Origin of the sequence: Quadrisphaera sp. DSM 44207 (assembly GCF_900101335.1) — a bacterium.
Classification (GTDB): Bacteria; Actinomycetota; Actinomycetes; order Actinomycetales; family Quadrisphaeraceae; genus DSM-44207.
Genome location: NZ_FNKA01000003.1, coordinates 139,647 through 159,093, shown reverse-complemented (window position 1 = coordinate 159,093; position 19,447 = coordinate 139,647). Strand labels below are relative to the sequence as shown.

The window sequence follows — 19,447 nt, the reverse complement described above, 5'->3', positions numbered from 1 at the left end:
GGGTCAGCCGGCCAGGTGGCCCCAGGCCGGGGCGAGGTCCTCCCAGCGCCCGGTCGCGGCGACCCGCCCCTCGTCGAGGACGACGACGCAGTCGGCGCGCGCCAGGGCCGAGCGCTTGGAGCTGGCGCCGACGACGGTGGCGCCGCGGTGGCGCAGCGCCTCCCACAGCTCGATCTCGGTGCGCGCGTCGAGGGCGGAGGAGACGTCGTCGGCGACGATCAGCTCGGCGTCCGTGGCCAGGGCCCGGGCGAGGGCGACGCGCTGCACCTGCCCGCCGGACAGCCGCACCCCGCGGTGGCCCACCAGGGCGCCGTGGCCGCCGGCCTCCTCCACGTCGCGGCCCAGCCGCGCGTCCTCGACGGCGGCCTGCACGGCGCGGTCGTGGTCGAGGGCGATGTTGTCGACGAAGGAGCCCGACAGCACGCGCGGCACCTGCCCGACCCAGGCGACCTGGCCGGGGCGCAGGAACAGCTGCGGGTCCTCGACCTCGAGCTCGTTCCACCGGATCGAGCCCTCGTGGTCCACCAGCCCGGCCAGCGCCGCCAGCAGGCTCGACTTGCCCGACCCGACGCGCCCGACGAGCAGCACCAGCTCGCCGGCGTCGACGCTCAGGTCGACGTCCGCGACCCCGACGGTGCCGTCGTCGTGGACGGCGGTCACGCGCTCCAGCACCAGGCGCTCCAGCGGCACGCGCCCGGTGAGCGGCGGGGACGGCGCCGCGCCGGTGACGAGGTCGACGCCGTCCGGCGGCGCCACCAGGTCGGTGCCGCCGGCCAGCTCCGAGGACGCCTGCAGCCACCGCCGCGCCACGGGGGCCTCGGTGATGGCGGCGCCGGCGACCGTGCCGAACCAGTCCGACCCGCTGACCGCGGTCGTCACGAGCAGGGTCGTCGGAAGGTCCCACACCCCGGTCAGGTGGGCGGCCCACGCCGCGACCACGCCGGTCCGCACGAGCAGGTTCGGCACGCCCTCCAGCAGGGTCCGCACCCGGAACTCGCGCACGGACGCCGCGACCCGGCGCGCGTCGACCGCCGCCAGGTGCGCGAGCACGGCGGACGTCGCGGCCGCCAGCTTCACGGTGCGCGCGGCGTCCAGCGCCGAGACCAGGGAGCGCCCGAAGCGGGCCCGCTCGTCGCCGGCCTCGCGGGCGGAGGACCCGGCCAGCGGCGCGCCGGCCACGGACACCAGCGCCGAGAGCACCAGCACGCCGCCGACCACGGCACCGGCCAGCAGGCTCTGGCCGGCGACCGCGGTGGCGACCACGACGAGGACGCCGATGGTGACGTCCACCCAGCGGTCGACGTAGACGACGAGGCGGTCGGTGTCCAGGGCGCGGGCGGCGACCTCCCCGGGCGGGGTGCGCGCCAGGCGCCGCTGCATCGTCTGCCCGCGCAGCACGCCCAGGCGCAGCCGCAGCGTGACCGCCGACCACCACGGGAAGTAGGTGCGGAACGCCACGGCGAGCAGCAGCGGCGCGGTGAGCACCGCGGCGGCCAGCAGGCCCGCGGTGCTCCACGGGGCGCGCCCGGCCTCGAGCCCGCCGACCACGCGGCCCCACAGGTACCCGGTCACGGCGCCGTAGGCGCTCAGCAGCGACACGCCGAGGAAGCACAGCGCCCCGAGCAGCCCCCACTGCGGGTGCACGGCGATCAGCCGCACGACCGTGCGGGCCAGGCCCGGGGGCCGCACCGGCGGCGCGGGCGGCAGGGCGCGCCGCTCGGCGCGCACCGACAGCGCCCGCCCCGCGGCGGGGGCCGGCGGGGCGTGCCCGGCCGCGCGCAGCAGCTCGGCGAAGGGGCCGGGTGCGGCGGCGAGCTCCTCGCGCGGCCCGGACTGCACCACGCGGCCGCGCTCGAGCACCGCGACGGAGTCCGCGCGGCGCGTCGTCGACAGCCGGTGCGCGACGACGACGCCGGTGCGCCCGGCGAGCAGGCGCTCGGCGGCGCCGGTGACGAGCGCCTCCGTCTGCGGGTCCATCCGCGCGGTGGCCTCGTCGAGGACGACGACCGCGACGTCCCGCACGAGCAGCCGGGCGAAGGCGACCAGCTGCTCCTCCCCCGCCGACAGCGTCGTGCCCCCCGTGCCGAGCCGGGTGGCCAGGCCGTGCGGCAGGGAGGCGACCCAGTCGGGAAGGCCGAGCGCCTCGACCGCGTCCTGCACGGCGCCGGGCGGGACGTCGGCGAACAGGGTGATGTTCTCCTCCAGCGTCGCCGCGAGCAGCTCCGTGCGCTGGGTGACGACGCCGACCGTGCGGCGCAGGTCGTCCACCGCGGTCGCGGTGACGTCCTGCCCGCCGACGAAGACCGTGCCCGGCGGCGGCTCGACCGCGCGCGAGAGCAGCTTGGCGAGCGTGGACTTGCCCGCCCCGGTGCGCCCGACCAGCGCGCACGTCGCCCCCGCCGGCACGAGCAGGTCGACGTCGGAGAGCGCGAAGCCGCCCGGGTAGGCGAACGTCAGGTGCCGCACCTCGACGTCCGCGGGCCCGGGCGGCACCGGGGCGCCGCCGTCCGGCTCCTGCGGCGCGGACAGCAGGGACCGGATGCGGGCGAGCGCCCCGAGGCCCGCCTGCAGCTCCGGCAGGTGGTTCGTGACCTGGCTCAGCTGCCCCGCGAAGGCGGTGACCAGCAGCCACAGGGTCACCAGCTCGGCCGTGCCGAGGCGGCCGCCGCTGACCAGCCCCACGCCGGCCACCGCGAGCGCGGCCAGCATCGCGTGCACGACGAGCCCGGTGCGCAGGCTCACGGCGGTCGAGGCGCGGGCGGTGGCCTGCACCCGGCGCAGCACCTCGGCGGCCTGGCGGGCGTAGGTGCGGACGACGTGCGGCTGGCCGAGCGAGGAGCGCACGTCGTCGCGCCCGGCCACGGCCTCCTCCAGCTGGGCCGAGTGGTCGGACCAGGCGGCCTCCTCGGCGAGCTTGCGCTCGGCGACGACCCGCGCCAGGCGCCGGGAGACCGCCACCGCCGCGAACGCCACGAGGGGGAAGGCGAACCACGCCGGCCACCAGGTCAGCCCCGCCACCACCCACGCCAGCACCGAGCGCAGCACCGAGCGGCCGAGCTCCCAGCCGGTGCGCCGCAGCAGCTCCCCGACCTGGCGGGGGTCGTCGTCCACGCGGTCGAGGACCTCCCCGACCGCCTGCTCCTCCAGCACCGGCAGGGGCTGGCGCAGCGCGGCGCGCACCAGGTCGGTGCGCAGGCGGCCCTCGGCGCGGCCGACGACGCCGGAGAACGCGGTGCGCCCGGCGGTGTCGAGCAGGGTCGCGCCCAGCAGCAGCACGGCCAGGGCCGCGAGCAGGTCGGGGGTGGGGGCGTCGGCGAGGCGGCCGGCGACGACCGTGGCGAGGGTCTCGCCGACGGCGGCGACCGCGGCCGCGGCGACGGCGAGCGCGCTCGGGCGTCCGGCGAGCCGGCGCCAGGTCAGCGGCGCAGCGCGCACGGCACTCCTGTCCGCGCCGCGGGATCGCCGCGGCGGTGTGGTCCTGGGCGGGGGAGGGCCGACGCTAGCGCCGGGCACCGACGTCCCGCCCCCGGTTTTCGCCGCGCCCGGTGCCGCACCTGGCTCATCGCTGTCGTGCGCCCGATTGCGGTCCTACGGCGCCCAGGACCGCTGTCGTGCGCCCTATTGCGGTCGAGAGGGGGCGCCTCAGGCGGCGGGGACGGCGGCCAGCGCGGCGTCCAGCTCGGGGCGCAGGCGCTCGGCCAGGGCCGGGACGACGCCCCACGCCCGCGTCAGCTCCCGGTGCTCGGCCACCAGCGCGGGCGTCGGCGGGGCGCCGGTGCGCACCGCGCGCAGCAGCGCGTTGCGCGGCGTGTGCCGGGAGTCGACGAACTCGACGACGTCCACGCGGTAGCCGAGCAGGCGCAGCACCTGCGCGCGCAGGGCGTCGGTGAGCACGTCGGCGAAGCGCTCGCGCAGGATCGCGTGCCGCACCAGCGCCGCGTACGGCTCCGGCGCGCCGGAGGTGCCCGTGCCGATCTGCTGCTGCACGTCGTGGTGGCAGCACGGCGCCGCGAGCACCACGGGCGCGCCCCAGCGCACCGCGCGCGCCAGGGCGTCGTCGGTGGCGGTGTCGCAGGCGTGCAGGGCGAGGACGACGTCCGGGGCGCCGCCGAGGTCGGGCACCGGGTCGGCGTCCGCGATGGTGCCGGCGGTGAAGGACAGCCCCGCCAGGCCGGCCTCGCCGGCGCGCCCGGCGCTGCGGGCGACGAGGTCCTCGCGCAGCTCGACCCCGACGGTGCGGGCGCCGCGCGGCTGCTCGGCGAGCCAGCGGTGGGCGGCGAAGGTCAGGTAGGCGTTGCCGCAGCCGAGGTCGACGGCGCGCAGCGGGGCGTCGGCGTCGGGTGCGGCGGGCAGCCCGTCGCGGACGGCGGGGGCCAGCTGGCGCAGGAAGGCGTCGACCTGGCGGCGCTTGTCGGCGTCGGCGCCCAGGACGGCGAACAGCGGGTCGCCCGGGTCGAGCAGGCGGGCCCGGGCGCGGTCGTGGGCGCGCGGACCGGCGGAGACGTCGCGGCGGCTGGTGGCCGCCCGGTGCACCTGCGCCTGGCCGCGCTTGGTCACGCGCAGCTGCAGCACCTCGTCGGCGGTCTCCACGTGCCAGTTGCCGAACGGCAGCGCCAGCAGCGCGTCCACCGCGGCGGGCGCCGCCGCGGCGTCGTGGTTGTGCGTGCGCACGGCCGGCCCGGTGCGGTGCACGGCCTGCAGGTGGCGGCCGGCGCGCAGGTCGACCGGGCGCAGCTCCACCCGGTCCACCGCCGGCGGCTCGCAGCCGCGGCGGCGGCCGGTGCCCACGGCACGGACCAGGCGCTCGCCGTCCAGCAGGAGGGCGCGCACCTGCTCCAGCGCGGTCGCGAGGTCGGTGGTCGGCACGGCTCAGCCCACCCTCGCGCCGCTGCGGCGGCGCTCGCCGGGCGCCCGGGCGGCCGGCCGCGCTCCCGGACGGCGCTCCCCGCCCGACCGGGCGGCCGCCGGGCGCGGCGGGTCCGCCACCGGTCCGCGCGCGGGCGCCGGGGCGCCGTCCCCTGCACTCTCCCGAGAAGGTGCGACCGCCGGGACGCCGTCCCCCGCACTCTCCCGAACAAGTGCGGCAGGAGGGGCGGAGCGGGACACGTCGGGGCGCTCGGTCCCGAGGTCGGTGAGCTCCAGCTGCAGGTGCGGGCGCGCGTGCACGGAGGCGTGCACGGTGATCTCCTGGCGGCGGGCGACGACGGCGACCACCACGGCCGCGGCGAGCAGCGCCGCGACGCCGCCGACGGCGATCGACCAGCGCGGGCCGGCGACCTCCCCGACCCAGCCGACCAGCGGCGCCCCGATCGGCGCGGTGCCGGCGAAGACGGCCATGTACACCGCCATGACGCGCCCGCGCAGGGCCGGCTCGGTCGTCGTCTGCACCGTGGCGTTGGCGGCCGTCATGAGGGTCAGCGCCGAGAGGCCGACCGGCACGAGGGCGACGGCGAACAGCTCGTACGTCGGCATGGCCGAGGCCACCAGGGCCGAGACGCCGAACGCGACGGCGGCGCCGACGACCAGGCGCAGGCGCGGGCGCTCGCGCCGGGCGGCCAGCAGGGCGCCGGACAGCGACCCGATCGCCATCACCGAGCCGAGCAGGCCGTACTCGGTGGCGCCGCGGCCGAACTCCACGCGCGCCATGAGGGCCGTCGTCATCTGGAAGTTCATGCCGAAGGCCCCGACGAGGCCGACGACGACGAGGATCAGCAGGATGTCCGGCCGCCCGCGCACGTAGGCGAAGCCCTCGCGCGTGGCGCCCCGGCCCCGCGGAGCGCGCGGCAGCGGGTGCAGCTCGCGGGTGCGCAGGGCCAGCAGCGCGGCGAAGGTCGCGCCGAAGGAGGCGGCGTTGGCGAGGAAGACCGGGCCGGTGCCGAACGCGGCGATCATCAGGCCGGCGACGCCGGGGCCGACGAGGCGCGCCGCGTTGAACGAGGCGCTGTTGAGCCCCACGGCGTTCGCCAGCTGCGCCGGCGGCACCATCGAGGCGACGAACGTCTGGCGCACCGGCCCGTCGAAGGCCGAGGTGGCGCCGAGCAGGCCCGCGAGCACGTACACCTGCCACAGCTGCGCGTGCCCGCCGATCACCAGCAGGCCGAGCAGCAGCGCCCACAGGCCCGAGAGCAGCTGGGTGGCCATGAGCAGCCCGCGCTGCGGCAGGCGGTCGGCGACCAGCCCCGCGAGCGGGCCGAGCAGCAGGATCGGCCCGAACTGCAGGGCGGTGGTGATGCCGAGGGCGACGGCGGACTCGTCCGTGAGCTCGGTGAGCACCAGCCAGTCCTGGGCGACGCGCTGCATCCAGACGCCGACGTTGGAGACGATCGCGCCGGTGGCCCAGATGCGGTAGTTGCGCACGCCCAGGGAGCGGAACACCGGGCCGAACGCGGAGGTGAGCGCGGCTGCGGCCGTGCTGCCGGCGCTCATCGGGACGCCAGTCCCTGCAGCAGCACCACGGCGCGCGCGAGCACCTCGCGGTCGGCGGGCGCGAGCTCGGCCAGCCGCGCCGCCAGCCACGCGTCGCGGCGCCGGCGGGTCTCCCTCACGTGCCGGGCGCCGGCGTCGGTGAGGGCGACGAGCACCTGCCGCCGGTCGTCGGGGTGGTCGGTGCGCACGACGAGGCCGGCCTCGGCGAGGGCGTTGAGGGTTCGGGTCATGGACGGCGGCTGCACGCGCTCGGAGTCGGCGAGGGCGCGGGGGGTGGCGGGGCCGCCGCGGTCGAGGGCCGCGAGCACGGAGTGCTGCCCGTCGGTGATCTCCTCGCTGCTGCGCTCGCGGCGCAGCCGGCGCGCGGCGCGCAGGACGGCGACGCGCAGCTCGGCCGCCAGCGGCGCGGGGCGGCAGCGGGAGGCGGGGACGGCGGAGGTGACGGGGGCAGGGGCGGGCGCGGGAGCAGAAGTCATTACTCGTGCTAACGACTCCGGGAGCGCTGGTGTTCCCGCCCGCTCCCGTGGCGCGCCCGGGCGCCCCTGCGCCGCGCGACCGTAGGGTGGGCGCCGTGTGGCTGATGGTGCCCCCGGCCGAGCGGCGCCCCGACCCGGAGCCGCTCGCGACCGACGACCGCCGGGCGGTGGTGGTGGGCACGCTCGTGTGGGCGGTGCTCGCCGTGGCCTGCGTCGTGGCCCGCGACCGCCTGGCGGCCCAGGGCACCGGCTGGTGGCTGGAGGTGTGCGTGGCCGGCGCGCTGCTGGGCCTGGCCGGGCTGGCGCACCTGCAGCGGCGCGAGGGCCTGAAGCGGCGCGGCCTGCGCCGCTAGCTCTCGGCGGCGTCCTCGACGAGGACCCCCTCGGCCGCCGCTCCGCCCAGCAGCGCCTCCACCAGCCAGCGCCGCGACCACGTCCCCGCCGCCTGCGCCAGCCCGCGCGCCAGGCCCGCCGCCGTCGCCGCGTGCACGACGGCGTCCGGGCCGGCGCCGTGCACCCACCAGTGCGCAGCGACGCCGTCCACGCGCAGCTCGTCGTGGGCGCGCCACGTCGCCGGCGCCCCGGGAGCGGCCGCGAGCACGGCCGGCGCGACGGGCTCGACCGACCCGCGCCCGGCGACGCGCCCGGGCGCCCGCTCGGAGGCGAGGTCGAGCTCGAGGACGTCGGCGAGCGCCTCCGCCCGCGCGGCGCCGGGCACGAGGCGGGCGCCGAGGTCGGTGCGCTGCAGCCACATCGGGGCGTCCACCACGAGCGCGTCGTCGGCGTCGGCGAGGGCGGGTGCGCCGTCCGGGCCGAGCGCCGCCACCCGCGCCGGCGGCTCGAGCAGCGGCGCGACGTCGTCGGCGGCGTCGGCGAGGGCCCGCCACAGGGCGAGCAGGTCCGTCACCGCGGGCAGGGCGCGGCGCCCGTCCGCCAGGGCGTCCAGGAGGCGCTGCCAGGCGGCGGGCGGCACCTGCTCCCACGCCGCGACGAGCCCGAGCGCCGAGGCCAGCTCGGGGTCGAGGTCGCGCGCGGCCGGCGGCGCCGGGCCGAGGAGGGCGGCCAGGCCCGGCGGGGCCGCGGGCGCGGGCCGGCCGGCCAGGCCCAGGCGGTGGCGCAGCCACCAGGCGGCGTGCCCGGGACCCGTCGCGCTCGCGCCGGTGGGGCCGGCGAGCACCACGGGCGCGACGACGGCCTCGCGCAGGGCGGGGTCGGCGCGCACGGCGGCCAGCAGCGCCTCCCGCCGGTCCTCGCGCACCAGGTCGAGGTCGCGGACGGCGACGACCTCCGCCGCCCGCGCCCCGGGGGCGCCGGCGCGCCGCGCGGTGGTCGCCAGCTCCTCGAGCCAGGCGTGCGCGCCGTCGAGGTCGGCGAGGACGTCGGGCGGGTCGTCGGGGTCGACGTCCTGGGCGCGCACCAGCGCCAGGGAGCGCGCCACGCCCACCGCCTCGAGCACCGCCGGGCCCTCCCGCCGCAGCAGCGCGGGCGCGACGACGTCGACCTCGTCGGGGTCGAGCAGGTCGGCGGCGGGCGAGCCGGGCAGCACGAGCCCGGCGGCGGGCAGGTGCTCCCCCGAGGCCCCGGGCAGCTCCAGGTCCGCCAGCGCCGGCAGGTCCCCGGCCCGCAGGTCCCCGTCCGCGACGGCCACGGCCACGAGGGCCAGGACGGCGTCCGCGAGCTCGCCGGTGCCGCCTCGCTCCGCCGCCTCCTCGTCGACGGCCCGGGCCGGGTCCTCGAACGCCTCCTGCAGCGCCTCCTCGTCCTCGTCGGCGTCCGCCGCGAGCGCCGCGGCGACCGCGGGGTGCGCCAGGAGCGCGCGCGGGCCGGCGGGGCGGGCGCCCAGCCGCTCGAGCAGGGCGGCGGCGCGGGGGTCGGCGGCCACCGCACCCGCGACGGCGGGCAGCCCCCGCCGCGCCAGCACGGCCACGGCCGCCGGCGGGCATGCCGGGGCGGGCAGCAGCAGGCCGCGCGCGCCGCGGGCCGTGCGCCCGTCGGCCAGCGGCACCGGGAGGGCGCCCAGCTGCTCGCGCGCGCTCGGGTCGGCGGCGGCGGCCTCGAAGGCGGCGGCCCGCACGAGCCACGCGGCGGCGTCGGGCGGCGGGGGCAGCGCGTCGACGAGGTCGGCGAGGAGCAGCTCGCGCACGCCGAGGGCCCGCAGCGCCGCGCGCCCGGAGCGCGGCGCCGCCACCAGGCCGGCGACGAGCGGGCCGAGCGCCGCCAGGGCCGCGGGGTCGTCGGCCAGGGGGCCGTCGAGGACGACGGCGTCGCGCGGGCGCACCGGCGCGCCGTCCTCGGCGGAGCGCAGCACCGGCGCGCCGGGCAGCCGGGCGAGCACCGCCTCCCGCAGCGCGGCGTCCACGGGCCCGGCGGGCAGGCCCGTGGGCACGAGGGGCAGCGCGTCCTCGCCCGCCGCGGCCCGCCCGGCGAGCAGGTCGGCGTAGGCGCGGGCGGCCTGCGCCAGCACCACGTCGGTCGCGGGCCCGGCGGCCACGGCGCGGCGGCCGGGGTCGAGCGGCAGGGAGGCGACGAGGAGGGCCGGCCACGGCAGCGGCTCGCCCGTCGGGGTGGGCGCGTGCACGACCGGCTCGACGCCGGGGGGCAGGTCCGCGCGCCCGCGCGGCAGGGCCCAGGTCAGCGACCAGCCGGTGCGGGCGAGCCGCTGCCGCTCCTCGACGGGCCGGCCGGCCAGCGCGCCGTCCGGGAAGGCGCCGGTGCGGCGCAGCAGGTGCCAGCGCCCACCGGCGTCGGCCAGGCGCCGCGCGGGCGCGCCGGGGCGCTCGACGACCACCTCGGCGAGGGCGGGCAGCGCCAGGAGCAGGGCGTCGTCGAGGCCGGCGAGCTGGCGCTCCACCGCGGCGGCCGCGGCCTCGTCGCGCAGCGGCAGCACCACGGCGGTGTCCCAGCCGCCCGGGATGTCCCAGCCGCCCGGGATGTCCCAGCCGCCCGGGATGTCCCAGCCGCCCGGCACGAGGCCACCCGGCGCGACGGGGGGCGCACCGGCGGACGCCGGCCACGGCAGCCGCAGCACCGGCACGGCGCCGCCGCGGCGCGCGACCTCGGCGGCCAGCTCGGGCGCTCCTGGCGCGGCCCGCGCCAGCGCCGCGGCCGTCGCCGACCGCGAGAAGCGCACGCCGGGGCCTGCCGCGGTCAGCACGGCCGGCTCGTCGGTGACGGAGCGCACCGCGGCGAACCCGACCCCGAAGCGGCCCGCCGCGGCGGCGTCGTCCCGCTTGGCGGAGGCCCGCAGCGACGCCAGCGCCCGCACCCCGGCGGCGTCCAGGGCCGCGCCGGTGTTGGCGGCGAGCAGCACCGCGCCACCCGGCCCGGGAGCCAGCCGCAGCAGCAGCCGGCCCGGTGCGCCCGCGCGGGCCGCGGCGTCCGCGGCGTTCTGCGCCAGCTCGACGACGACGCGCTCGCGATAGGCGCCGAGCGCGAGGTCCTCCTCGGCGTTGGCGTCCTCGCGGAACCGGTCCGGGTTCGCCGTCCACGCGGCGAGCACCGCCGCCCGCAGCGCCGCGGTGCCGAACGGGTCGTCCCCGCCGCCCGTCACCCCGCGGTGATCATGCACTCCAGGACCGCCCGGTCCGGACGCGCGCGACCACCACGAGAGGCGGGGGCTCAGTCGCGCACGCGGACCGGCTCGTAGCCGGTCTCGTCGAGGATCGGGCGGGGCAGCGGCTCCGGCTCCGCGCGCGCGTCGGTCTCGCTGTGCGCGCCGCAGCCGTGGTCGCGGCTGACGACGCGGCCGTCGTCCGGGGACCACTCGTTGGCGCACACCCCGAACACCTGCCGCAGGCTGCCCGCCAGCGGCACGAAGAAGCCGCAGGTGGTGCAGGGCGCCGCGGCGGCCCGGGCGCTCTCCGCCTCCGGGCCGGAGCCGCCCTCGTACCAGCGGGTCGCGGCCTCGCTGCGCCCCACCCACGAGAGCACCCGCGGACGCCCCAGCCCGAGCTCCCACAGGGCGACGGCGTCGACGTCCTCGTCCCCGGTGGCCGAGTAGCCGGGCTCCAGGCGCGGGTCGTCCTCGATGCGCGGCAGGACGTCGGTGGGCCCGACGTCGCCCGGGCGCAGCCGCTCGCTCCACGGCAGCCACGCGGGCGCGAGGACGGCGTCGTCCGCGGGCAGCAGCGCGGTCTCCGAGACGGTCGCCGCCCGGGCGCGCGGAGCGCGCGCGACGACGACCGACCAGACCCAGCCGCGGTAGCCCGGCGCGGTGCACGCGAAGCGGTGCGTGACCACGCGGTCGCCGTCGGCCGTGGCGCCGAGGTGGTCCCCGACCTGGCCGGGGCCCGCGACCTCCTGCGCCGCGGCCAGCGCGAGGTCGACGGCGGCCGCGCAGACGGCGTCCAGGACGGGACGGCGGGCGCGCGTGGCGGGCACGGGTCAGCCCTCCAGGTCGTCGGCGACCTTGCGGAGCACGGCCGCGACCTTGCCCGTGGCGGAGCGGTCGGGGTAGCGGCCCCGGCGCAGCTGGCCGGAGAGGCCCTCGAGCACCTTGATCAGGTCCTCGACGATGCGGACCATGTCCTCCGGGTCCTTGCGGTGTGCGGCCACCACGGAGTGCGAGGGCTCGAGCAGGCGCACCGACAGCGCCTGCTTGCCCTTGCGGCCGTCGGCGACGCCGAACTCCAGGCGCGCGCCCTGCTTGACCGTCGAGGTGCCCGGCGGCAGCGCCGAGGCGTGCAGGAACACCTCCTCACCGTCGTCGGTGGCGAGGAAGCCGAAGCCGCGCTCGGCGTCGAACCACTTGACCTTGCCAGTGGGCACGGGAGGACCTCAGGACCTTCGTCTCGGAGCTCGTCGAGCTCGTGCGGAGTGCTGCTGCGGAGTGCTGCTGCGGAGTGCTGGCGGGACCGGTGCGCCAGCGCGCGGGCGGCTGCGCCGGTGCGCGGGCGGGCGCGGCGCGCCAGGGTATCCGCTGGGGTCAACGCCCGTCGCCCACCGCACCTTCCCGCAGCCGCGCCGTGTGGCCCTCCAGCCAGCCCGGCAGCGCGGTCAGGTCGGCCAGCACCGTGGTCGCGCCCGCGGCGCGCAGCTGCGCCTCGGGCACCGGGCCGGTCAGCACCGCCACCTGCTCGACCCCCGCCGTGCGGGCGGCGACGACGTCCCCCGGGTGGTCCCCGACGTACGCCGTGGCGCCCAGCCGCACGAGCACCTCGCCCTTCGCCTCGGCGAAGCGGCCGCCGACGACGACGTCCACCAGGTGCGCCAGGCCGGCCTCCGCCAGCACCAGGGCGACAGCCCGATCGACCTTCGCGGAGACCACGAGCGTGCGCCCGCCGGCGGCGCGCACGGCGGCCAGCGCGTCGGCCGCGCCGGGCAGGGCCGGCACCGGCGGCGCCGAGGGCGCGTCGTGGCGGGCCCGGTAGTCGGCGGCCACGGCGGCGCGCACGGCCTCGCCCGCGCCGGGCGCCAGCTGCCGCAGCGCGACCTCGAGCGGGACGCCGATGGTCGGCCACACCTGCGCGGGCGTGACCGCCACCCCCTGCGCCGCCAGCGCCGCCGCCAGGCAGGTGCCGATGCGCGTCGAGGAGTCGACGAGGGTCATGTCCAGGTCGAAGCCGACGACGGGCACGCGCGCCGCCGGGGCGCCGTCCGGCGCCGGCGCGGCTCCGGCCCCGCTCACAGGGCCCTCAGCTGCGGCGGGCGCGCGGCGACCTCCTCGAGCGCCGCCTCGTCCCCCGCGCAGACGCCCCGGGCGCGCGGCCGGTGCGCGACGACCTCCGTGGACCCCGCCTCGGCGGCGCGAGCGACGGCGTCCTCGCGCCAGCGGGGCTGGGGCAGGAGCACGATCCCGATGCGCACGGCCGGTCACGCTAGCCCGCCGCGCGGGCGCGCGTACCGTGGAGCGGATGCCCGCCCGCACCTCCTCCCCCCGGTCGCTGGCCGAGGACCTGCGCTCGCGGGACGACGCCGCGCTCGGCGCGCTGCTGCGCTCCCGCCCCGACCTGGCGACGCCCGTGCCGGCGGACACCGCCTCCCTGGCCGCCCGGGCGAGCACCCGGGTCAGCGTGCAGCGGGCCCTGGACCGGCTGCCGACGCCGGCGCTGCAGGTGCTGCAGGCGCTCGCGGCGCTGCCCGAGCCGGTGCCCCTGGCCGACCTGGCGCGCGCCTGCGACGCGCCGCTGCCCGCCGTCCGGCGCGTCGTGGAGGACCTGCGGGTGCGCGCGCTGGTGTGGGGCGGTGAGCGGGCGCTGCACGTGGTGCGCGCCGTTCCGGACGTGCTGGGGCCGGCGCCCGCCGGGCTCGGCCCGCCGCTGCGCGACGCGCTCGGCACCCGCTCCCCCGCCCGCGTCGCGGCCCTCGCCGCCGACCTCGGGCTCGAGCCCAGCGGCGACCCGGTGGCCGACCTGGACGCCGTCGCCGCCCTGCTCGGCGACCCGCAGCGGCTCGAGCGGCTGCTCGCCGACGCGCCGCCGGCCGCGCGCGAGCTGCTGGACCGGCTCGCGTGGGGCCCGCCGACCGGCGCCGTCGAGCACGCCGAGCGCCCGGTGAGCACCGCGCGGGCGAGCACGCCGCTGGAGTGGCTGCTCGCCCGCGGCCTGCTCGCGGCCGCGGGCCCGAGCTCCGTGGTGCTGCCGCGCGAGGTCGCCGTGGCGCTGCGCGGCGGGCGCGTGCTGGCGGGCCTGGACGACGAGCCGCCGCCGCTGGCGACGACGTCCCGGCGCCCCGACCTCGTCGACGGCACGGCCGCCGGCGCCGCCGCCGAGGCGGTGCGCCTGGTCGAGGAGCTGCTGCAGGGCTGGAGCGCCGCCCCGCCGCCGGTGCTGCGCGCCGGCGGGCTGGGGGTGCGCGAGCTGCGCCGCGTCGCCGACCGCCTCGAGGTGGACGCCGAGCAGGCGGCCTTCGTCGTCGAGCTCGCCCGCTTCGCCGGGCTGGCCGCCGACGACGGCGAGGCCGACGCCGCCTGGGCGCCGACGCCCGCCTTCGACGACTGGCGCGCGCAGGAGGTGCCGCAGCGGTGGGGACTGCTCGCGAGCAGCTGGCTGCGCACCTCCCGCGTGCCGGCCCTGGTCGGGGAGAAGGACGCCCGCGGCGTCGCGCGCACCGCGCTGGCCGACGACCTGGACCGCACCTCCGCCCCGCTGGTGCGCCGGGTCGTCCTGGACGAGCTGGCGCAGCTGCCGCCGGGCGCGGCCGCGGACGCCGAGGGGCTGGCCGCTCGGGTGCGCTGGCGCGCGCCGCGGCGGGCCGGGGCCCTGGCGGGGCGCCTGGTCGGCTGGACCCTGCGCGAGGCGGCGTGGCTGGGGGTCACGGGCGCGGGCGCGCTGTCGACCGCGGGCCGGCACGTCGTCGCCGAGGACGCCGACGCCGCGGCCGCGGCGCTCGCGGCCGTGCTGCCGGCGCCGGTCGAGGCGGTGCTGCTGCAGGCGGACCTGACCGCCGTGGCCCCCGGGCCCCTCGTGCCCGCGCTCGCCGCGCAGATGGCGCTGGTCGCGGACGTCGACAGCCGCGGCGGCGCCACGGTCTACCGCTTCACACCGGCCTCGGTGCGCCGGGCCCTGGACGCCGGGCGCGGCGCCGCGGACGTCCTGGCCTTCCTCGCCGCGCACTCCTCCACGCCGGTGCCGCAGCCGCTGGAGTACCTCGTGGCCGACGTCGCGCGCCGCCACGGGCGCGTGCGGGTCGGCGTGGCGGGCTCGTACCTGCGCAGCGACGACGAGGCGCAGCTGGCGGAGGTGGTCGCCGACCGGCGCGCGGCGCCGCTGCGGCTGCGCCTCCTCGCGCCCACCGTGGCGGCGGCGCAGGCCGACCCTCCCGCCGTGCTGGAGGCGCTGCGGGCGATGGGGCTGGCCCCGGCGGTCGAGGGCGCGGACGCCGACCTGGTGCTGCGCCGTCCCCGCGAGCACCGCTCGCCGCCGCGCGAGCGGCCGCGCCCGGTCACCGGGGAGCCGCCCGCGGCGCTGCCGACGCTCGTCGACGCCGTCGTGCGCGCCCTGCGGGCCGGCGACGCCGGGGACGAGCCGGCCGGCGCCGGGCGCGGGGGCGCCGGCGGCCGGGACGGCGGCAGCGGCCGGTCCGCGCGAGACGGCGGGGGCCGCGGCGGTCCGCCGGTGCTCGCGGCGACCGAGCCCGCGGTGGCCCTGGAGGCGCTGCGGGAGGCGGCCGCCTCGCACCGGTCGCTGTGGGTGGGCCTGACCGACCGCACGGGGCGCACGAGCGTGCGCCTGGTCGAGCCGGTCACCGTCGAGGGCGGCATGGTCACGGCCCTGGACGCCGCGTCCGGTCAGGTGCGCACCATGTCGGTGCACCGCGTCACGGGCGTCGCGCCGGCCTGAGCGCCGGTAGCGTGCTGCCCAGCGCTGCGGCACCGCCGCAGGAGGGAGAGGACCGATGAGCCACCCGTCGCAGGACCCCTCGGGCTACCCGTGGGGCCCGCCGTCCGGTGAGCAGCGGGACGCCGGGACGCCGCAGGGCGGGCCGTCCCGGGGCGGGCCGTCGCAGGGCGGGACGTCCCAGGGTGCGGCGCCGCAGGGCGCGGCGCCGCAGGACGACCGCTACGGCGGCGGGCAGTACCGCGGCCCGTGGGCCCAGCAGGGCGAGCAGGCGCAGCAGCCGCACGCCGGCCGTCCGGCGGCGGTCCCGGCGTCCTCCGCCGGCGGCTCCTCCACCGGCACCCCGTACACCGGCGGCCCGTACACCGGCACCCCTTACACCGGTGGCCCGTACACCGGCGGTCCCGGTGGCGGAGAGGGCGTGCCGGCGTCCACCGTCGTGCTGCTGGTGGTCAGCGGCCTGTCGGTGATCAGCGGGTTCCTGTTCCTCGCCGGCGTCGCGCCGCTGGTCCTGGCGATCCTCGCCCTGGTGCGGGCCGGCCAGGACCGCGAGGGCGCCCGCCGCCTGACCCGCATCGGCTGGATCGTCTACGCCGTCGTGGCCGCGCTCTCCGTCGTGCTGGTCGTCGTGGGCGTCGTGCTCCTCGTCACCCTCGGAGCCCAGGGCACCGCGGCGGGGATCTCCGCGGCCTTCCCGCTGGCCTGGCTCGACGCGCCGGGCGGTCTCGTCTGAGGGAAGCCCTGCGCCGTGCGCGCCGTTGCACCCGCAGCCGGCTCCTGCCCGCCGGCGCCCACCCGTGAGGAGTCCCGTGAGCGACGGCCCGCTGATCGTCCAGAGCGACAAGACGCTGCTGCTGGAGGTCGACCACCCCGCGGCGGCCGCGGCGCGCAAGGCGATCGCCCCGTTCGCCGAGCTCGAGCGGGCGCCCGAGCACGTCCACACCTACCGGGTCACCCCGCTGGGCCTGTGGAACGCGCGCGCCGCCGGGCACGACGCCGAGCAGGTCGTCGACGCGCTGCTGGAGCACTCGCGCTACCCGGTGCCGCACGCGCTGCTCGTCGACGTCGCGGACACCATGGACCGCTACGGGCGCCTGCAGCTGCTCAAGCACCCGGCGCACGGGCTGGTGCTGCACGCCCTCGACGTCCCGGTGCTCGAGGAGGTGCTGCGCTCGAAGAAGGTCGCGCCCCTGGTCGGCGCGCGCCTCGGCGCCGAGGCGGTCGTCGTCCACCCCTCCGAGCGCGGCACGCTGAAGCAGGTGCTGCTCAAGCTCGGCTGGCCCGCCGAGGACCTCGCCGGCCACGTGGACGGCGAGGCGCACCCGATCGACCTGGTCGAGGACGGGTGGGCGATGCGCCCGTACCAGGCCGAGGCCGTCGAGGGGTTCTGGCACGGCGGCTCCGGGGTCGTCGTCCTGCCCTGCGGTGCGGGCAAGACGATCGTCGGGGCCGGGGCGATGGCGCGGGCGAGGGCGACGACGCTGATCCTCGTCACGAACACCGTCAGCGCGCGGCAGTGGCGCGAGGAGCTGCTGCGCCGCACGTCGCTGACGGAGGACGAGATCGGGGAGTACTCCGGTTCCCGCAAGGAGGTCCGCCCCGTCACCATCGCGACCTACCAGGTGGTGACGACGAAGCGGAAGGGCGCGTACCCGCACCTGGAGCTGTTCGACGCCCGCGACTGGGGCCTGATCGTCTACGACGAGGTGCACCTGCTGCCCGCCCCGATCTTCCGGATGACGGCCGACCTGCAGGCCCGCCGCCGCCTCGGCCTGACCGCCACCCTGGTGCGCGAGGACGGGCGCGAGGGCGAGGTGTTCTCCCTGATCGGGCCCAAGCGCTACGACGCGCCGTGGAAGGACATCGAGGCGCAGGGCTGGATCGCGCCCGCCGACTGCGTCGAGGTGCGCGTGACGCTGCCGGACTCCGAGCGGCTGCTGTACGCGACCGCCGAGCCGGAGGAGCGCTACCGCCTGTGCTCGACGTCGGAGTCGAAGTCGCGCGTCGTCGAGCAGGTCGTCGCCGCGCACGCCGGGCAGCAGGTGCTCGTCATCGGCCAGTACCTCGACCAGCTCGCCGACCTCGGCTCGCGCCTGGACGCGCCCGTGATCACCGGTGAGACGACGGTGGCGGAGCGCCAGCGGCTGTTCGCGGCGTTCCGCGCGGGCGAGCTGCCGGTGCTCGTGGTCTCGAAGGTCGCGAACTTCTCCATCGACCTGCCCGAGGCGTCGGTGGCGGTGCAGGTCTCCGGCTCCTTCGGCTCGCGCCAGGAGGAGGCCCAGCGCCTCGGCCGCGTGCTGCGCCCGAAGTCCGACGGCCGCACCGCCCGCTTCTACACCGTGGTCGCGCGCGACACCCTCGACCAGGACTTCGCGGCGCACCGGCAGCGCTTCCTGGCCGAGCAGGGCTACGCGTACCGCATCGTCGACGCGGACGACGTCCTGGCCGGCTCGGCGGACCTCTAGCCCCTGCCCCCGGCGCGCGGGACCCTCCTGCCACCTGCACGGCCCCGCCCGCTCGCCGCCCGTCGTCGTCGATCATGGGGTTGCGGGGCCCTGCGGCGGCGTGTCGGCGCGCGCAGGCCCACGGGGACGTGCGCTGGACGCGCTGAGCCCCATGGCGGTGCAGCCGCAGCGTCGGCCGCGGCCCGTCCCCCGTCCGCCCACAGGCGCCGGTACAGCCCCGCCGTCCACAGGCGCTGCGCGGGCACCTCCGCAGGCGCCCGCGCGGCCCCAGGCTGCCGGCGTGCCCGCTCCGCTCCTGCTGCTCCCGCCGAGCCATCCCCCGCAGGTCCCGGCCGCCCTCGCCGCGCTGGCCGCGGAGCAGGACGCCGTCGTCACGGCGGCACAGGCGCGGGCGGCGGGCGTCGCGCCGCACGTGGTGAGGTCCCTGGTCGCGCAGGGCGAGTGGACCGTCCCCCTGCGGGGCGCCTACCTCACCGATCCGCTGCGCGCGGGCCGTGACCTGGCGAGGTCCTGGGCGCGAGCGGCGTCGATGGCCGTGCCGGGTGCGGTGATCGGCCTGGGCAGCGCCGCGGTGCTCCACGGCGTGGACGGCGTGCCGCGCCGCGGAGCCGTGCAGGTGGTCGTGCAGCGGGGCGCCGAGAAGGCGCGGCGCCGGTTCCTCGAGCCGCACGCCTTCCTGCTCGGGGCCGGGGACGTCGTCGACCTGGGTGGCATCCCGGCCACGGGCGTCGTGCGCACCCTCGCCGACCTCGTGCCGCGGCTGGAGCGGCCGGACGCCCTCGCCGTCCTCGACTCCGCGCTGCGCAGGGGGCTGGTCGACCGCGCCGGGCTGCTCCGCGCGGCGGACGGCTCGCGGCGACGTCCCGGCTGCCGGCGCGCGGCGGACCTGTGGGCGCTCGCCGACCCGCGGGCGGAGTCGCCCCTGGAGAGCCGCGCACGGCTGCGCTGCATCGAGGACGACCTCGCTCCGGACGACCTGCAGGTGGAGGTCCGCGACGAGCGCGGCCACCTCGTCGCCCGCGCCGACATGGTGTTCCGCCGGCGCACCCGGCCCGGCGCCCTGCCGCTGCTGCTCGAGGCGGACGGCCGCGGCCCCCACGACCTGCCCGAGGCGGTGCACCGCGACCGGTGGCGCGCCAACGCCCTGGTGGCGCTCGGCTACGACGTCCTGCGGTGCACGTGGGCCGACACGACGTCCCCGCTGCGCATCCCGACGATGGTGCGCGCAGCGCTGTGACGACGCCGGGCAGCGTCCGCCGCCATGGGGCTCAGCGCGTCCGGCGCACGTCCCCATGGGCCTGCGCGCGCCGACACGCCGCCGCAGGACGCCGCACCCCCATGATCGACGACGACGGGCGGTGAGGGACGGCGAGAAGCGGGCAGCCGCCGGCGGTCAGCCGAACAGCTCGTCCAGGAAGGACTTCTTGCGCCTGGACTGCCCGTACCCGCTCTGCCCGTACCCGCTGGAGCTGCCGTGGCCCGAGCCGGACGAGCGCGTGCCCGCCTGGCGCAGCACCTCGCCGACCACCGCGCCCAGCCCCCCGGCCGCCGCGCCGCCGTGCCCCGACGCCCCGTGCCCCGAGGACCCCTGCGCGTACCCGGCCGCGCCCTGCGCGGAGGACGGCTCGTGCTCGTGCCAGCGGTTCTCCGCGTCGACGAGGCGCTCCAGCTCACCGCGGTCGAGGAAGATGCCGCGGCACTCGGTGCACTGGTCGACGGTGACGCCGTTGCGCTCGTAGCTGCGCATCGAGCCGTGGCACTTCGGGCAGGTCAGGTCCATGCCCGCAGGATCCTCGCCCGCGCG

Annotated in this window: 15 protein-coding genes; 5 read left to right on the top strand and 10 right to left on the bottom strand. The window is 79.5% G+C overall.

The window, feature by feature from the left end; all coding sequences use genetic code 11:
• Positions 1–3: 3 nt before the first annotated feature.
• The 4 genes from BLS82_RS11125 to BLS82_RS11110 form a co-directional block, all read right to left on the bottom strand.
• Positions 4–3,435 carry an ATP-binding cassette domain-containing protein gene (locus BLS82_RS11125; protein ID WP_092865731.1) on the bottom strand — a complete coding sequence of 1,144 codons (3,432 nt, stop codon included), beginning with the start codon at positions 3,433–3,435 and terminating at the stop codon, positions 4–6.
• A gap of 207 nt (positions 3,436–3,642) precedes the next feature.
• The gene (locus BLS82_RS11120; RefSeq protein WP_092865729.1) at positions 3,643–4,866 is read right to left on the bottom strand and encodes a class I SAM-dependent methyltransferase; all 1,224 of its coding nucleotides are present in this window, start codon (positions 4,864–4,866) and stop codon (positions 3,643–3,645) included.
• A 3-nt stretch (positions 4,867–4,869) separates the two neighbouring features.
• A complete protein-coding gene (locus BLS82_RS11115; RefSeq protein ID WP_092865726.1) occupies positions 4,870–6,426 on the bottom strand; it encodes an MFS transporter in 1,557 nt (518 codons plus the stop codon).
• Positions 6,423–6,902 carry a MarR family transcriptional regulator gene (locus tag BLS82_RS11110; protein WP_092865723.1) on the bottom strand — a complete coding sequence of 160 codons (480 nt, stop codon included), beginning with the start codon at positions 6,900–6,902 and terminating at the stop codon, positions 6,423–6,425. The genes BLS82_RS11115 and BLS82_RS11110 overlap by 4 nt, the downstream gene beginning before the upstream one ends.
• A 104-nt stretch (positions 6,903–7,006) precedes the next feature.
• Between BLS82_RS11110 and BLS82_RS11105 the strand changes: the two genes are divergently transcribed.
• Positions 7,007–7,255: a DUF2530 domain-containing protein gene (locus tag BLS82_RS11105; protein ID WP_255378342.1), complete on the top strand. Its 249-nt coding sequence runs from the start codon at positions 7,007–7,009 to the stop codon at positions 7,253–7,255.
• Here the strand turns inward: BLS82_RS11105 and BLS82_RS11100 are convergent.
• From BLS82_RS11100 to BLS82_RS16090, 5 genes are all read right to left on the bottom strand, one after another.
• Positions 7,252–10,452 (bottom strand): sacsin N-terminal ATP-binding-like domain-containing protein, encoded by a 3,201-nt coding sequence (locus tag BLS82_RS11100; protein WP_092865717.1) that lies wholly within the window; start codon positions 10,450–10,452, stop codon positions 7,252–7,254. The genes BLS82_RS11105 and BLS82_RS11100 overlap by 4 nt on opposite strands.
• 68 nt (positions 10,453–10,520) lie before the next feature.
• On the bottom strand, positions 10,521–11,282 hold the full coding sequence (locus BLS82_RS11095) for a DUF3027 domain-containing protein (RefSeq protein ID WP_092865714.1): 762 nt from the start codon (positions 11,280–11,282) through the stop codon (positions 10,521–10,523).
• Positions 11,283–11,285: 3 nt separating this feature from the next.
• Positions 11,286–11,669: a cold-shock protein gene (locus BLS82_RS11090; protein ID WP_092865711.1), complete on the bottom strand. Its 384-nt coding sequence runs from the start codon at positions 11,667–11,669 to the stop codon at positions 11,286–11,288.
• A 157-nt stretch (positions 11,670–11,826) separates the two neighbouring features.
• Positions 11,827–12,528, bottom strand: a complete 702-nt coding sequence (locus BLS82_RS11085) for an HAD family hydrolase (RefSeq protein ID WP_218123844.1) — start codon at positions 12,526–12,528, stop codon at positions 11,827–11,829.
• Positions 12,525–12,707, bottom strand: coding sequence for a hypothetical protein (locus BLS82_RS16090; protein WP_218123843.1), 183 nt, complete (start codon positions 12,705–12,707; stop codon positions 12,525–12,527). The genes BLS82_RS11085 and BLS82_RS16090 overlap by 4 nt, the downstream gene beginning before the upstream one ends.
• A 47-nt stretch (positions 12,708–12,754) precedes the next feature.
• Between BLS82_RS16090 and BLS82_RS11080 the strand changes: the two genes are divergently transcribed.
• The 4 genes from BLS82_RS11080 to BLS82_RS11065 all read left to right on the top strand — a co-directional run bounded on the left by BLS82_RS11080 (position 12,755) and on the right by BLS82_RS11065 (position 18,880).
• A complete protein-coding gene (locus BLS82_RS11080) occupies positions 12,755–15,181 on the top strand; it encodes a helicase-associated domain-containing protein (protein WP_218123842.1) in 2,427 nt (808 codons plus the stop codon).
• A 55-nt stretch (positions 15,182–15,236) separates the two neighbouring features.
• Positions 15,237–15,911: a hypothetical protein gene (locus BLS82_RS11075; protein ID WP_092865706.1), complete on the top strand. Its 675-nt coding sequence runs from the start codon at positions 15,237–15,239 to the stop codon at positions 15,909–15,911.
• Between the two features lie 76 nt (positions 15,912–15,987).
• Positions 15,988–17,643 carry a DNA repair helicase XPB gene (locus tag BLS82_RS11070; protein WP_092865703.1) on the top strand — a complete coding sequence of 552 codons (1,656 nt, stop codon included), beginning with the start codon at positions 15,988–15,990 and terminating at the stop codon, positions 17,641–17,643.
• A 280-nt stretch (positions 17,644–17,923) separates the two neighbouring features.
• Complete coding sequence (locus BLS82_RS11065) at positions 17,924–18,880, top strand: type IV toxin-antitoxin system AbiEi family antitoxin domain-containing protein (RefSeq protein ID WP_092865700.1); 957 nt, start codon at positions 17,924–17,926, stop codon at positions 18,878–18,880.
• A gap of 156 nt (positions 18,881–19,036) precedes the next feature.
• Here the strand turns inward: BLS82_RS11065 and BLS82_RS11060 are convergent, their stop codons facing one another.
• Positions 19,037–19,423 carry a TFIIB-type zinc ribbon-containing protein gene (locus BLS82_RS11060; RefSeq protein ID WP_092865697.1) on the bottom strand — a complete coding sequence of 129 codons (387 nt, stop codon included), beginning with the start codon at positions 19,421–19,423 and terminating at the stop codon, positions 19,037–19,039.
• Positions 19,424–19,447: the final 24 nt, after the last annotated feature.

What these genes read in the sequence shown, in the direction of transcription:
- BLS82_RS11115 (WP_092865726.1), bottom strand. Translation starts at nt 6,426, where the DNA reads ATGAGCGCCGGCAGCACGGCCGCAGCCGCGCTCACCTCCGCGTTCGGC.
- BLS82_RS11110 (WP_092865723.1), bottom strand. Translation starts at nt 6,902, where the DNA reads ATGACTTCTGCTCCCGCGCCCGCCCCTGCCCCCGTCACCTCCGCCGTC.
- BLS82_RS11105 (WP_255378342.1), top strand. Translation starts at nt 7,007, where the DNA reads ATGGTGCCCCCGGCCGAGCGGCGCCCCGACCCGGAGCCGCTCGCGACC.
- BLS82_RS11080 (WP_218123842.1), top strand. Translation starts at nt 12,755, where the DNA reads ATGCCCGCCCGCACCTCCTCCCCCCGGTCGCTGGCCGAGGACCTGCGC.
- BLS82_RS11075 (WP_092865706.1), top strand. Translation starts at nt 15,237, where the DNA reads ATGAGCCACCCGTCGCAGGACCCCTCGGGCTACCCGTGGGGCCCGCCG.
- BLS82_RS11060 (WP_092865697.1), bottom strand. Translation starts at nt 19,423, where the DNA reads ATGGACCTGACCTGCCCGAAGTGCCACGGCTCGATGCGCAGCTACGAG.